The sequence below is a fragment of the Arenimonas sp. genome, assembly GCF_047602345.1.
Taxonomy (GTDB): Bacteria; Pseudomonadota; Gammaproteobacteria; order Xanthomonadales; family Xanthomonadaceae; genus Arenimonas.
Genome location: NZ_JASGHN010000010.1, coordinates 94,783 through 109,336 on the forward strand (window position 1 = coordinate 94,783; position 14,554 = coordinate 109,336).

Below are 14,554 nucleotides of genomic sequence, written 5' to 3' on the forward strand. Positions count from 1 at the left end.
CTGGTTCGCGTGTTAGGTTCGGGCCGGATAGCCGGAGACGACACGATGCGCGAACGACCCGCTTTTCTGCAGCGCAGCATGCTTGCGTTGCTCGCTCTCGCGCTGGTCGCTCTACCCGCCCTCGCGGCGATCAATCCGGCCGAGTACCAGCGCGTGGCCAGCGACGTGCTGCGCATCCACGAGACGGCGCGCATCGTCCATGAGTCGAACGTCGACGGCCAGCGCATTCGCCGGGTCACGATCGTCGGCGAAATCCTGGAAGACCGCAGCGATGCCTCGCAGAAACGTCTGGGCCGCACCGTGGTCATCGACTACAGCACCGACCTGAGCGCGCGTGAAGCGGCCGGCAAGCAGTGGGCCGCCGAGCGCGGTGCGATGCCCGGTCCGCAGTTCATGCACGACCCCGACCCGCCGAAGGTCGATGCCGAGGGAAACTTCTGGGCGCATCTTGCGCCGGTCGGCACGCGCCTGGGGAATGTGCAACGCCATGCCGGCGCCGTGGCGACGCTGGAACAGCCGGTGTACGAAGCGCACGGCGAGGTCTTCGTCCCCGCGGCGGGACAGTATTCGTTCGACGCACCGATGCGTTGAGCGTCGGCGCTACCGTCCGACGCGCCGGAGCACGAGGCAACGATTGTTGGCCGGCATCGGGATGTCGGCGACGAATGCCAGGCCCGCGCTTTCGGCGAGCTCGCGTACCGCTTCCAGGTCGCGGATGCCGCGTTGCGGATCGGCGGCACGCAACTGCGCGTCGAACGCCGCGTTGCTCGGCGAAGTGAACTCGCCACCGATATTGAACGGGCCGTAGATCACCACACTGGCTTCCGATGCGAGCGCAGCAGGCAGGTTCGCGAACAGGGCCCGCACCTGCGGCCAACCCATGATGTGCAGGGTGTTGGCGCTGAATACCGCATCGTAGCGTTGTGCCGGCCATTGCTCGGGCCGTTCGACAGCCAATGCGATCGGCGACAGCACGTTGTCCAGTCCGGAAGCGGCGATCCAGGCCGCGATGGCCTCGTGCCGGTCCGGCAAGTCGCTGGTCTGCCACTGCAGATCGGGCAGGGCTTCGGCGAAAAAGACCGCGTGTTGGCCGGTGCCGCTGCCGATCTCCAATACATGGCGGCGCCCTGCGAATGCCTCTCGCAGTACCGCGAGGATGGGTTCGCGATTGCGGCCGGTGGCCGGGGCATCGGGCAACGTATTCGTCATGCGGGCAGTGTCTCCGATCCGGAGTCTGCCTGCATTTTCCACGCCCGTTTGGCGTAAGGTAGCGCAGGGGTCGACATGGGGATCGTCGCGAATGCTGGGCAAGCTGATCGCCGAACTGCGACGCCGCAACGTCATCCGCATGGCCGGGCTGTACTTGGTGGCTGCCTGGCTCATCACCCAGGTCGCCGGCACGGTGTTGCCGATGTTCGGCGCGCCCGACTGGATCGCGCGCAGCGTGGTGGTGATGCTGGCGATCTGCTTCCTGCCGGCGCTGATCTTCGCCTGGGTGTTCGAACTCACGCCCGAAGGGCTGAAACGCGACGCCGAGGTGCCGGCCGAAGAATCCATCGCGCCGCAGACCGCGCGGCGCATGGACCGCATGATCATCGTCGTGTTGCTGTTGGCGCTGTCCTACTTCGCGCTCGACAAGTTCGTGCTGGCGCCGCACCGTGCCGAGGCGGATCGGCCAAGGTCGGCCGCGCCTGCGGTCCGCGAAACGACGGCGGCAGCGACCGCGCCGGCCATCCCGAGAAAATCGATCGCCGTACTCGCTTTCGCCGATCTGAGCCCCGGCAAGGACCAGGAGTACTTCTCCGATGGCATGGCCGAGGAAATCCTCAACGCGCTGGCGCAGGTCAAGGACCTGAAGGTCGCCGGCCGCACCAGTTCCTTCCAATTCAAGAATCGCAATGTCGACCTGCGCGAGATAGGTCGCACGCTCGGCGTCGCGCACGTGCTCGAAGGTTCGGTACGGAAACAGGACGACAAGGTGCGCATCACCGCGCAGCTGATCCAGGCCTCGGACGGCTCGCACCTGTGGTCGAAAGCCTACGACGGCGACCTGAGCGATGTCTTCGAACTGCAGGAGAATATCGCCCGCGCGATCACCGACGAATTGCAGGTAGTGCTGGAAGGCGAGCAGAAGAGCCGCCTCGTGCCGGTGGCGACGAAGAACCCGGAGGCGTACGGCCTGTTCCTGCAGGCGACGGCGATCTTCGACCGCCGCGATGGCACGCGCATGCAGGAGGCCGGGCAGATGCTGGAACAGGCGATCGCGCTCGATCCCGACTATGCGCGCGCCTATTCGCGCCTGGCTGCGGTGTACGGCATCCTGCCGACCTATTTCCCTGCGGCCGGCAACGCGCAAGCGACGCAGGCGAAGGTGGAGAAGTACGCGCAGCGCGCCATCGCGCTGGACCCCGCCCTCGCCGAACCCTGGGCCGTCATGGGCCTGGCCTCCAGCTTCGGCAAGGCCGACCTGCTGGCGCAGCGCGAGTACTTCGATCGCGCGCTGCAACTCGATCCGGACGACATCACGACCAACTTCTGGTCCGGGCTCACCCTGATGCGCTCGGGCTACTACCGTGAGGGCGTGGCGCGACTCGACCACGGCCTGGCAATCGATCCGCTGCTGCCGAACCTGACGCGCTGGCGCGCCGCCGCGTATCTGCGCGCCGGCGACGAAGCCACGGCCGAACCGATGCTCAAGCGCGCGCAGGCCGCTGGACTGAAGCTCGCCGGCCGCGAGCTGGCCGAGATCGAGGGGCGCCGCGGCCACACGGCCGAAGCACGTCGCCTTTGGATCGAAGGCTGCGGCCCCTTGTTCAATGGCCTGCCGCCGGAAGCGGCGACGGTGCTGGCAGCGGGGATGTACGGCGATGCGAGCGAGCGAGGCCGCGCCCTGGCCTTCATCGACGCACTGGTCGCCGATCCGAAGCAACCGATCCCCGGCCTGATCCCCTTGTTCCTGGCGCAGATGGGGCAGGAGGCGCGCGCCCTCGAGGTCGACCGCACGCGCCTGAGTCACGACAACAGCGATTTCATGGTCTATGTGTTCAGCCCGGCCGGCGCATCGCTGCGCGCCCGACCCGAGTTCCCCGCCTATCTCGACGCCAAGGGCTTTCCAGCGCTCTGGGCGAAGTACGGCCAACCCGACAGCCGCTGATCGCCGGCCGCGCATCGGCCGCCGACCCATGACTTGCGGCCCTTAAACCTTTGGCGAGGGGCTCGCATCCTAGTTCCGCCTTTCACTCCCGCCGGCGGTTCCCGATGCGTCCCTCCCCGTCCCGCCGCCGGCTTTCGCCGCGCCTCCATCCGCTGCTGCTGGCCTTGCTCGCTGCGCAAGCAGCGCCGGCCGTCGCGCAAGTCGTCGTCGATGGCCGCATCGATCCGGCCGAATGGCAGGGCGCCGAACACGTCACCGACTTCAAGCTGACCGAACCGCTGACCGGTGCGGCCTCGCCCTATCCCACCGAAGCCTGGATCCTGGCGACGCCGGAAGGCCTGGCGATCGGCTTCCGCAATACGCAACCGGCCAACGTGGCGCGCACGCGCACGCGCACGCAGCGCGACCAGGACGCGCCGGTCGACCGCGTGAACCTGATGATCGACTACGACGGCGACGGTCGCAGCGGCTACAACTTCACCCTCAACCTCACCGACGGCATCATCGACGCGACCATCACCAACGAGCGCAACTTCAGCAAGGACTGGGACGCCAGCTGGAAACACGCGGTCAGCGAGGACGGCGATACCTGGTCGGCGGAAATGCTTATCCCCTGGTACGTCGCGCCGATGCGCAAAGGCGTGGACGGCAAGCGCACCGTCGGCATCTATCTCGATCGCGTGATCGGCAGCACGGGCGAACGCGTCGCCTGGCCGGATGCCAGCTTCCAGCGTCCGCGCTTCCTCTCCGACTTCCACAAGCTGCAGGTGACCGAGTACAGCCAGTCGCTGCTGGCCTTCACGCCTTATGCGACGGTCGGCTACGACAACATCACCGGCGAATCGTATACCGATGCCGGCGTCGACATCTTCTGGAAACCGAATGGCCAGATGCAGCTCACCGCCACCATCAATCCGGACTTCGGACAGGTGGAGAGCGATAATCTCGTCGTGAACTTCGGCGCCAACGAAACCTTCTTCAGCGACAAGCGCCCTTTCTTCACCGAGAACCAGGGCATCTTCGAATTCGGCACGCCCAGCGACTTCTCCCAGCTGCTGTACACGCGTCGCGTCGGCGGACCGGCCGACGACGGCAGCGGCGCCGGCGACATCACCGCCGCGGTCAAGCTCAACGGCACGTTGGGCGATTACAAGTACGGTGTGTTCGTCGCCGAAGAAGCCGACGAGGTCGGACGCAGCTTCTCCGCATTGCGCCTGACGCGCGATTTCCGCAACCAGAACGCCGGCGTGATGGTCACCCAGGTCGACCGACCCTTCCTGGATCGCACCGCGACCGTGATCGGCGTCGACCACAACTGGCGTCCGACGCAACGCTGGAACATCCAGAGCCGCCTGATCTTCAGCGACATCGACCAGAACGGCAGCAGCACCACCGGCAGCGGCTTCACCACGCTGCTCGAACGCGAGGGCGACAACGGCTGGCGCAACCAGTGGCTGTTCATGCACTTCGGCGACAGCCTGCAGATCAACGATTTCGGCTATCTGTCGCGCGCCAACCTCAACTACGGGCACTGGCAGATATCGCATCGCCTGACCGGCCTGCCCGAGACCTCGAAGTTCAATTCGCACGACTGGCGCTGGCGCGTCAGCGCGACCGACAACGATCATGGCCTGGAACTGCAGCGACAGTTCCGCATGAGCCTGTTCAGCCAGCGCAAGGACGGCGGCAATCAGTTCGCCCAGATCAACGTGAACGCCGCGGGCTACGACGACCGCATCCTGCGTGGGCACGGCATCGTGCGTACGCCGCCGAGCTGGAACCTGTTCGCCGAGCGCTTCCGTCCGCGCCAGGGCAAGAGCCGCTGGGAGCTGTACGGCAACGTCAATGCCTTCCGTGGCGGCCTCGGCCCGAACCGCGGCGTCGGCTGGAGCTTCAATCTCAACCCGACCTACTACCTCACCGATTCGCTGAGCGTCTATACGAACTTCTACATGGAGTCGACGCCGCAATGGATGGTCTGGGACCACGACGACCTGTTCGGCACGTTCCGCGAACGCGCCGTGCAGCTCGACGCCGGCCTCAACTGGACGATCGGCGACAAGCAGGAGTTCCGCATCAAGATGCAGGCGCTCGGCCTCGACGCGCCGCTGCGCCAGGCCTGGCGCGTGACGCCCGGCGGCCAACCGGTACCGGTCAACGATCACATCGACGACTTCTCGCTGAGCACGCTCGGTTTCCAGATCCGCTACCGGCGCGAACTGGCCCCGCTGTCCGATCTGTACATCGTTTACGGCCGCGGCGGCTATCTGTTCAACGAGCTGAGCAATGACCAGTTCGACCTGCTCAACGACAGCTTCTCGCTGCGCGACAGCGAGCAGATCCTGGTGAAGGTCAGCTACCGTTTCGAGCGCTGAGGCGTTCGGAACGCGGTTTCAGTTCCTGGAAGCCGACGCAGAGCAGGCAAACGATCAGCAGCACGCTGTATTCCATGCCGTTGCGCCCGTGGCCGACGACGAACCATCCTGCCTGCATGTGCACGAGCAGGATGCCCATCGCGTAGATGCACGAAAACACCAGCGTCAACGGAACCACGAAGCGCCGCGCCGCCAGCAGGACGGTGCCGACGATTTCGACGAAGGTGATGCCGGCCGCGATCGCGAAGCCGAGCGGGAACCCTTGCTCGGTCAACCAATCGCCGAACGGCACCACGCCACCGATCAACAGGCGCGTCCAACCGTGCGCGGCGATCAGGCCGGCGAGCGCGAATCGAAGGACCATCCAGCCGAACTGGCGGCGTGTTTCGAGTGTGGCGAGCAACTCATGCATTCGGAACGGTGCGCAGACGTCGTTTGGGCGGCACCTGCGAGCATAGCCACACAGCCCCGCCATCCTTGGTGCGGGGGGACCAATGCACCGCGCACGGGGACGAATTGGTCGCCGGAAAAAACGGGGCGCCGATGCGCTGAAAAAAACCGGGGCGCCAAGGCGCCCCGGTGGTCCCACGATGAAGTCGGTGCTGAGGCTTACTTCAGGCTGACGTCGTCGATGAGGAACGAGGTGGCGACGGTGGAGCCCTCGACGCCTTCGAAATGCACGCGCATGGTCTGGCCCTTGTAGGCGCTCAGGTCGAAGCTGCGCTGCACGTAGCTGCTGCCCTTGTCCAGGTTCGAATACGTCGCCAGCGTGGCGATGACCGCGCCGCTGGTGCTACGCACCTGCACCTTCAACGTATCGTAGGCCGTGGTCGTGGTCGTTTCGTCGCTGGCGACCTTGAGCCAGAAGCTCAGTGTCGGCGCGGTGGACGACATCGGGATGCTGACCTGCTGGTAGACGCTGTCGGTGTGCGCGCTGCCGTAACCGTTCATCCATGCTTTCCAGCTGCCCGTGCGCGCGGCCTGGCCGGTGCCGTTGTCGATGACGCCGCTGCTGGCCGTCCACACCGTGTTACCCGATTCGAAGCCGCCGTTGCCGAGCAGCTCGGTCGCCGCGGCCGGCGTGTAGGTCAGCGTCAGCGTATAGGTCAGGGTCGTGCTCGAGCCCTTGTACGTGAGTACTTTCGCGTACACGGTCTGCGCGCTCGCGCCGTTCGTGTAGGTCAGCGACTCGTTGGCCGTGCCGCCCGTCGAGCTCTTCAGCGTGGCATCGCTGCCGTTGACCAGATAGAGATCGTAGTCGTAGGTGCTGCCGGTCGGGCCGACCATGTCGATCTTCAGCGTCTCGCCCGGGTTCAGCGTCAGCTTGAAATAGTCCTTGTCGGTCGTATTGCCCATCTTGCCGATGATGCGGCTGTACGTCCGCGTGACCGTGTTGGCGGCCGCGATGGTGCCGTTCGATTCGGCCTCGTTGAATGCCACCGATGCGCCGTTGCTGACCGAGAAATTCACCGTGCTCGACGTGCCTACATTGCCGGCGGCATCGTAGGCCCGGGCGACCAGCGCATGCGTGCCGTTGGCGACGGTGTTCGAATCGAAAGCCAGCGAATACGGGCTGCTCGTGTCCGTACCCTTCAGCACGCCATCGACGGAGAACTCGACACGACTGACGCCGACGTTGTCGCTGGCGGTCGCGGCGAAGTTGATCGTGCCGCTGCTGCCGGTGGCCGTGGCGCTGACCGTCGGCGCCGTGGTGTCCGGCGTCGTATTGCTGATGCTGAAGCTCACGGCGCTGGACGTGCCGACATTGCCGGCGGCGTCGTAGGCCTTGGCCGTCAACGAATGGCTGCCGTTGCTGAGCGCCATCGAATCGAAACTCACCGAATACGGCGCGCTCGGATCGGTGCCGCGCAGCACGCCGTCGATGTAGAACTCGACATTGGTCACGCCCACCGCGTCGCTGGCCGTGGCCGACAGCGTGATGTTTCCGCTGCTGCCCGATTCGCTGGCGCTGACTGTCGGTGCGGTGGTGTCCGGCGTCGTATTGCTGACGCTGAAGCTCACGGCGCTGGAAGTACCGACGTTGCCGGCGGCGTCGTAGGCTTTGGCCGTCAGCGAATGACTGCCGTTCGACAGCAGGGTCGAGTCGAAGCCCACCGAATACGGCGAGCTCGAATCGCTGCTACGCAGCACGCCGTCGATGTAGAACTCGACGTTCGTCACGCCGACCGCGTCGCTTGCCGTGGCCGACAGCGTGATGTTGCCGCTGCTGCCCGATTCGCTGGCGCTGACCGTCGGCGCGGTGGTGTCGCCGCCGCTCGCCGTCTGGTTCACCCAGATCGGCGCCGACCACAGGCGATCGCCGTCGGTTTCGGTGACGAGCGCGTAGTAGAAATGCGCGCCCGCGCTCGGCGTGATGGTGGTGGTGCCGGCGCCTTCGAACAGCTGCGTCACGGTGCCGTTGCGGCCGGGCACGCCCTCGAAGAACTGCACGCGCGAGGCCACCTGGCCGTTCGTGCTGAAGTAGTTCGCGGCCAGCGTCAGCGCACCGCTGTTGCCGATCGTCTGGCCCATCACCTGGCCGTTCGCCGTCAGCACGATCTGCGCCGTCTTGTCCTGCGTCGCGAAGGCGCGTCGCGCCTTCAGCGCGTCGATGAAGTTCGCGCGCGTCAGCGGCGTGCCGGTCGGCAGCAATACGCCGGTGCGATTGCGCGAGCTCAGGCCCCAGTTGGCGCAGTGGTTGTCCTGGTTGCTGGCCGGCGCGACCTTGTAACCGCGCTCGAGCATCAGGTTGAAGGCGCCGCCATAGGTGCTGTTGCCGGTCTCGCCTTCGTTGGTGCTGGTCGAGAACGCCGAGGTGTTCAGGATTTCGGCCATCACCATCACGTCGGCGCCGTTGGCATCAAAGGCGATGCCGGTGCCGCCGATGGCGAACTGGCTGCTGGAGGGATGGTTGAACTGGCCGATCCAGCCGCGCGCCTTCATCGTCGCGTACAGGTCGGCGTAGTTCGACTTGATCGTGGCGACGCCACCGATGAGCTGGTTGCTGCTGTTGTATTCCCAGCTCGGCAATACGTCCGGGTTGATGATGTTGAGATGGCCGCCGTTGCTGATCACGCCCCACTCGTTGCCGTACAGGGCGAGGAAGTCGGGATGCGCGCTGTTGTAGTTGGCCGCGGCGCTGACGCCGGAAGCGAACATGTTGTTGGCGGTGGCCGGGTTCGCCGACGCATTCGTGCCGGTGGAACCGTCGTACATGTGGTTGTGTTCGGAGGTCAGCAGGAAATCGCCGCCGGCCTGATCGTCCATCATCGCGTAGGCGTCGGCCGGACCCATCGTGCCGCCCTGCGGCACTTCCGAACCACCGCAGGAACCGACCGGCGTGCCGCCGTCGCTGTGGTTGGTCTGGCTGTGCATGTTGCCGTAATAGATGCTGTAAGGCAGCGTGCTCGCGTCGGTACGCTGCGTGGCGCCATGCGGCAATCCACGGAAAGCGGGCATGCGCGGCAGCGGCACCTGGCCGACGCGAACATCGTAGCTCTGCTCCATCAACTCGCTGGCGCCGAGGCGGAAGGAACGCTTGGCGCGTTCGAGCAGGCTCAGATTGCGCTCCGTCTCCAGGCGCACCGACGGCACCGCGCGCAGGCGCACGGTGTAGAACCCGGCCGCCAGGCTGCGTCCCGTTTCATCGCGGCCGTCCCAGGCGAAACGATAGCTGCCGCGACCTTCGCGCAGCCCGGTTTCGCCGATCCAGCGACGGATCACCTTGCCCTGCGGCGAAACCACGTCGATCTGCCAGGTGGACAGCGTGGCGTCGCCGGCGCCCGGGAAATCGAAACCCAGGCGAAGATTGAAATCGCCGCGCGCGTCGGGCCGGAAGTTCGCCGACAAGTGCGCGTCGAATTCGTAGTGATCGGGCAGACGGAACGCGGATTCGGCCTGGTGGGAGGTACCGGCGATCGTGGTGCCGGCGGCAGCCAAGGCGAGGCCCAGCGCCAGACGGCGCGGCCAGAGGCGGTGTGACATGGATTGTTTTTCCCCGGAGTGACGAAGAGCATCCATGCACGAAAAGCGGGGCATCCCGCCCCGCCGCGCATAATCTAGCCCAATCGCGTCAGTAATGTGACGGGATCGACAGGAATTCGACCAACTTTCGATGCGGCAGCGCAGCATTTCGACGCCCCGCTACCGCCTTCGGGCTCGCTTTTGAACGCCGCGCGGAAAGCGCGGGCGGGAACGCGCGATGTGCTGCGGCGTGCGCTGTGCGCCTATTGATAGTCCGCGTCGTCCACCCGCCAGCCACCGCCCTCGTTGCGCACCAAGGTGAAGTCGCCGGCATAACTGTCCTTGTCGCCGATCTTCACCGTCTCGAAGCGCTGCTCGGTGCCATGCCGCGACAGGGCGGCGGCGGCGGCCAGGGCCAGTTTCTCCAGCGCGGTGTCGGCGCGGCGCTTGGCCTTTTCCTGTTCGGCCTTCGATTTTTCCTTCAAGGCCGCGACGATGGTCTTGCCGTCGGCGGTATAGACGAAATCGAACTCGGCATGCACGCGCCAGAGGTCGCGCTCGTCGTCGGGCACCTGTTGCAAATCGCGGAAACGGAAGTTGTCCGACTTCATGAACTGCATCGGATAGTCCTCGGCCGTCGCGACATGGTCGGTAATGGCCTGGCGCATGGCCAGTTCGCCGGGGCGCAGGTTGCAGCCTGCCAGCAACAGTACAAGGGCGAACAGCGACAACCACCACCTACGCGACATGCATGCCTCCAGGTAAGGACGCTCAGCCTTTGTTGCGCGCGTCCACGATGATGCGCGCGATATGGGAGTCGCCTTTCTCGATCAGCTCGACCGGCGTGTACTGGAAACCGGACAGCACCATGGCCTCGCCCACCGACCATTCGCGCTGCTCCTTGCTGAAAGGACGCAACCCGTCGGCGACGGCTTTCAATATTTCCGGCGTCGGCATCGGCCCTTCCGGCGGCGGGCCGACGGGCGCAGCGCTTCCACCGGCAGCGCCTGCCGCCCCAGGTTTGGCGGCGCCGTGCTGGATCAGCCAGTCGATGCGCGCCAATGCCACGCCGACGCGGTCGCCGCTATCGGTCAGTTGCGGCACCGCGATGGCCAGAGCGCCAAGCAAGGTGTCGCGCTCGTTCTCCAGCGCCGTGCGCAACTTGGCGTCGGCGAAACTCTTGGCGCGCACGCCGGCCAGTTCGTCGCCGAGCTGTTTGAGCTCGGTCACCGGATCGACCATGGTCTTCTGTTCGAGCAGGCGCATGACCTTCTCGCTCAGCCGCTCGTAAAGCGGCGGATCGCTGAACTTCAGGTCGCGGGCCGCCGTCTGCCAGGCCAGGCCGACCTGGTTCGTCGTTGCGCTCTTCTCGCTCGGCGACGGATTGTCGTTGTCGGAATCGTCCCGCGTCTTGGCGGCCTCGGCCTTGGCCGGCGCCTGCATCTGGGTCACGGTCTGGATGGCGAGGTCCAGCCGTTCGCACAACTCCGTCTTCTGGAAATCGCGCACGAGCTTGCGCAGCTCGATGCGGCAATCGATCAGGAGGTCGCGCAGTTCCTTCATGCCCGCATTCTAGACTGAACGGAGCAGCCGGGAGCACCCGGCCGGCCCGGGAAGCGCGGCTCAGCGAACCAGCAGGAAATACAGCAGGTTGTCCTGGAAATTCGGGTTGCCGGTCAGGGAGGCGTGCGAGGCGCAGAGGAACATCGTCTGCGGATCGTCGAAGAAATGGAAATCCCGCCCGGACTGGCCGTTGCGCGCCGGCGCGCGGCCCAGCTGCGAAGCGCGCGTGACCAGGCCGTCGCCGGGCTCGGCCAGCAGGCCCTCGTAGTCGATGCGCTCGGACGGCCCCTTCTTCTTGCCCGGCGGATCGACGCGACTACGCGCCGTTTCGGCCGGACGGAAGATCAATTCGGAAACCGGGCCGGTTTCGACCAGCATCGCGCGCGATGCCGTCATCTCGCAGTCGCCGCCATACACGGCGACGTCCACCTTGCCGGGCATCGGCGTGTTCAGGACTTGCAGGAACTGCCGGGCGCGCTCGAGGTTCCGCTCGAACGCCGATTGCAGGCTGCGCACCGACGCCTCGCCGGCTTCGGGCGTTTCGGCTGATGCGCGCACGCGGCCGGTCACCTCGTCCGAATACACCGACCAGCGCCGCGCTTTCCACATCCGCGGATCGAACAGGTCGAGCGCGATCGTATTGCCGTGCTTGTCCACGATCGGTTGCAGCGCCGGGTTCGGCAAGGCCTCGAACGGCGTCGAGATCGTGGCCATCACTTCGACCGGAATGACGCGCAGCGCGATACGCATGCCGTACAACAGGCGTTCGACGCTGCGCACCGACCCGAGCATCGGCGTACCCAGCATCAGTACGCGCCGTACGCGCTGCTCGCCCTCGCTCCAGGGTTTTGGATCGGTTTCGCCGAGCACGTCGCGCGGGCCGTAACGCAGGTAGTAGCTGGCGATGAGGCCGCCATTGCTGTGCGCGACGATGTCCACCTTCAACCCGGGATCGCCGTAGTCGCGCCGGATCTGCTCGATCAGTTCGTGCAGCTTGGCCGCCGTCTGCACGTTGGCCTTGCGCCAGTCGTAGTTGAAGACATAGTAGCGGCGGCGATCGCCTTCGCCCTGCACCGCCTGGCCCGGTTGCGCGCGACGAAAACGCCCGACCTGCTCCAGCGTGCCAGTCAGTTCGGAATAGAAATCCACGCCGGCCACGCCGTAGAACAGGTCGCCGGGCACCAGGCCCTCGCCTTCGCGATCCTCTTCGCTCATCTGCGCCAGGCCACGATAGTCGCTGAAGGCCAACGCCCCCAGCGATCCGGGCCAGAATTCCTTGCCGGTGCTCTTGTCGATCAGGGTCGAGCCCATCAAGCCGGGAATCAGGATCACCGGCGGCTGGTCCGGCTTCTGCCCGACACTGGCGTACAGCCGCGCGAGATCCGGGCGCTTGTCGGCCAAGGCCGCGGGCGACAGCAGCAACAGGACAAGGAAGATCGGCAGGATCAGGACACGGGACACGGGGCGACTCGCGAACGACGGGCGGGCAATTGTAGCGACGGCACGTGACCGAATACGCAATTCGCGCGGCATCGCGGCCGCGACCGTGACTTTCTGCACCCCAAGCCCGCGGACCTGCGTGCGATGCTCCGTGCTTTCCCCCGGGACCGAAGCCCATGTCCATGCCGCGCCGCCTCGCACTCAGCGCCTTCATCGCCCTCGCGCTCGCCGCCAGCTCCGCGCAAGCGGACGAGAACGCCGTCTCCGATGCGCCCTATCCGGGCACGATGAAAGTCTCGGTGGACGCCACGGACCTGACGCGTCGCATCATCCGGGTCACACAAGACATCCCGGTGCGTCCCGGTCCGATGACCTTGCAGTATCCGAAATGGTTGCCGGGCGGCCACGCGCCGGAAGGTCCGATCGTGCAACTCGCCGGACTGATGCTCAGCGGCAATGGCCAGACCATCGGCTGGAAACGCGATCCGGTCGATGTCTACCGCTTCAACCTGCGCGTGCCCGAGGGCGTAGATACGCTGCGCGTCGAGTTCCAGTTCCTGTCGCCCACCGAACGCAACCAGGGTCGCATCGTGGTGACGCCGGAGATCGTCGGCCTGCAATGGAACGCGCTGCTGCTGTATCCGGCCGGCCATGCCGCCCGCGCGATCCAGGTCGAGCCGCAGGTCAAGCTGCCGATCGGTTGGAAGTTCGGCAGTGCGCTTGAAGTCGCCTCGCAAACCGGCGGCGATGTCATCTTCAAACCGCTGGACCTGGAAATGCTGGTCGATTCGCCACTGTTCGCCGGCAAGTACTTCCAGCAGTTCGACCTCGACCCGGGCGGCAAGGTGCCGGTGCGCTTGAACGTCGTCGCCGATACGCCGGAAGCGCTGGAAGCCAAACCGGAATTCATCGCCAAGCACCGCGAGTTGATCCGTCAGGCCGACAAGCTGTACGGCTCGCGCCATTTCGCCCACTACGATTTCCTGCTGGCGCTGTCGAACCGTTTCTCCGGCATCGGCCTCGAGCATCATCAGTCGAGCGAGAACGGCGTCGGCACCGATTATTTCACCGACGACAACGGCGGCGCACGCGATCTGCTCGCGCACGAGTACACGCATTCCTGGAACGGCAAGTTCCGCCGCGGCGCCGACCTCATCACGCCGAACTACAACGTGCCGATGCAGAACACCCTGCTCTGGGTCTACGAAGGCCAGACGCAGTACTGGGGTTATGTATTGGCCGCGCGCGCCGGCCTGCTCGACGCCGAACGCGTGCGCGACACGATCGCCTCGGTCGCAGCCAGTTACGACCATCGCGAAGGCCGCGCCTGGCGCGACCTGGAAGACACGACCTGGCAGCCGATCATCACCGACCGCGGGCCGATGGGCTGGCGTAGTTGGCAGCGCGGCGAGGACTACTATTCCGAAGGCCAGCTGATCTGGCTCGACGTCGACAGCCTGATCCGCGAGAAGAGCGGCGGCAAGCGTTCGCTAGACGATTTCGCCCGTGCTTTTTTTGGCGTCGAGAACGGCCGCGTGCGTCCGCTCGGCTACACCATCGAAGAGGTCGCGCAGGTACTGAACGGCGTGCAACCGCACGACTGGCTGGCCTTCCTGCGCGCGCGCGTCGACAGCCATGGCCCCGATGCGCCGCTGGACGGGTTGGCGCGCAGCGGCTGGAAGCTCGTCTACAACGACAAGCCCGGCCGCGCCTCGCGCTTCGGCGGCGCCGACTTCACCTATTCGCTGGGCCTGAGCCTGGGCAAGGACAACAAGCTCGGCGACGTTCTGTGGAACAGCCCCGCTTTCAAGGCCGGACTCGCCTCAGGTCAGACCCTGGTCGCGGTGAACGGCGAAGCGGCGAACGCCGACCGGCTCAAGCAGGCGGTGATCGACGGAAAGAAGTCGGGCAAACCGATCGTGCTGCTGGTCAACAACCTCGACCGCATCGATTCGGTGACGATCGTCTACAAGGACGGCCTGCGTTATCCGCATCTCGAACGTATCCCGAACACGCCCGATCGCCTCGCCGACATCCTGAAACCACGCAAGTAATGCTC

General features: G+C 65.8%; 10 protein-coding genes. 4 read left to right on the forward strand and 6 right to left on the reverse strand.

What is annotated here, in order from left to right:
- The first annotated feature begins 45 nt into the window (after positions 1 to 45).
- The gene (locus tag QM707_RS13245; protein WP_415002349.1) at positions 46 to 591 is read left to right on the forward strand and encodes a hypothetical protein; all 546 of its coding nucleotides are present in this window, start codon (positions 46 to 48) and stop codon (positions 589 to 591) included.
- Positions 592 to 600: 9 nt separating this feature from the next.
- Here the strand turns inward: QM707_RS13245 and QM707_RS13250 are convergent, their stop codons facing one another.
- Positions 601 to 1,209 carry a DUF938 domain-containing protein gene (locus tag QM707_RS13250; protein WP_415002350.1) on the reverse strand — a complete coding sequence of 203 codons (609 nt, stop codon included), beginning with the start codon at positions 1,207 to 1,209 and terminating at the stop codon, positions 601 to 603.
- A gap of 91 nt (positions 1,210 to 1,300) precedes the next feature.
- On the opposite strand from QM707_RS13250, the gene QM707_RS13255 reads away from it, so the two are divergent.
- Positions 1,301 to 3,154, forward strand: coding sequence for a tetratricopeptide repeat protein (locus tag QM707_RS13255; RefSeq protein WP_415002351.1), 1,854 nt, complete (start codon positions 1,301 to 1,303; stop codon positions 3,152 to 3,154).
- Positions 3,155 to 3,258: 104 nt separating this feature from the next.
- Positions 3,259 to 5,529 carry a DUF5916 domain-containing protein gene (locus QM707_RS13260; RefSeq protein ID WP_415002352.1) on the forward strand — a complete coding sequence of 757 codons (2,271 nt, stop codon included), beginning with the start codon at positions 3,259 to 3,261 and terminating at the stop codon, positions 5,527 to 5,529.
- Here QM707_RS13260 and QM707_RS13265 read toward each other — a convergent pair.
- The 5 genes from QM707_RS13265 to QM707_RS13285 all read right to left on the reverse strand — a co-directional run bounded on the left by QM707_RS13265 (position 5,507) and on the right by QM707_RS13285 (position 12,516).
- Positions 5,507 to 5,941, reverse strand: coding sequence for a DoxX family protein (locus QM707_RS13265; protein ID WP_415002353.1), 435 nt, complete (start codon positions 5,939 to 5,941; stop codon positions 5,507 to 5,509). The two genes, QM707_RS13260 and QM707_RS13265, sit on opposite strands and share 23 nt — an antisense overlap.
- Positions 5,942 to 6,138: 197 nt before the next feature.
- Complete coding sequence (locus QM707_RS13270) at positions 6,139 to 9,513, reverse strand: Ig-like domain-containing protein (RefSeq protein ID WP_415002354.1); 3,375 nt, start codon at positions 9,511 to 9,513, stop codon at positions 6,139 to 6,141.
- 242 nt (positions 9,514 to 9,755) lie between these two features.
- A complete protein-coding gene (locus tag QM707_RS13275) occupies positions 9,756 to 10,241 on the reverse strand; it encodes a hypothetical protein (protein WP_415002355.1) in 486 nt (161 codons plus the stop codon).
- Positions 10,242 to 10,263: 22 nt separating this feature from the next.
- Entirely contained in the window at positions 10,264 to 11,055 is a 792-nt protein-coding gene (locus tag QM707_RS13280) for a hypothetical protein (protein ID WP_415002356.1), read from the reverse strand.
- Positions 11,056 to 11,115: 60 nt separating this feature from the next.
- The gene (locus QM707_RS13285) at positions 11,116 to 12,516 is read right to left on the reverse strand and encodes an esterase/lipase family protein (protein ID WP_415002357.1); all 1,401 of its coding nucleotides are present in this window, start codon (positions 12,514 to 12,516) and stop codon (positions 11,116 to 11,118) included.
- Between the two features lie 155 nt (positions 12,517 to 12,671).
- On the opposite strand from QM707_RS13285, the gene QM707_RS13290 reads away from it, so the two are divergent.
- Entirely contained in the window at positions 12,672 to 14,549 is a 1,878-nt protein-coding gene (locus QM707_RS13290) for a M61 family metallopeptidase (RefSeq protein ID WP_415002358.1), read from the forward strand.
- Positions 14,550 to 14,554 lie beyond the last annotated feature (5 nt).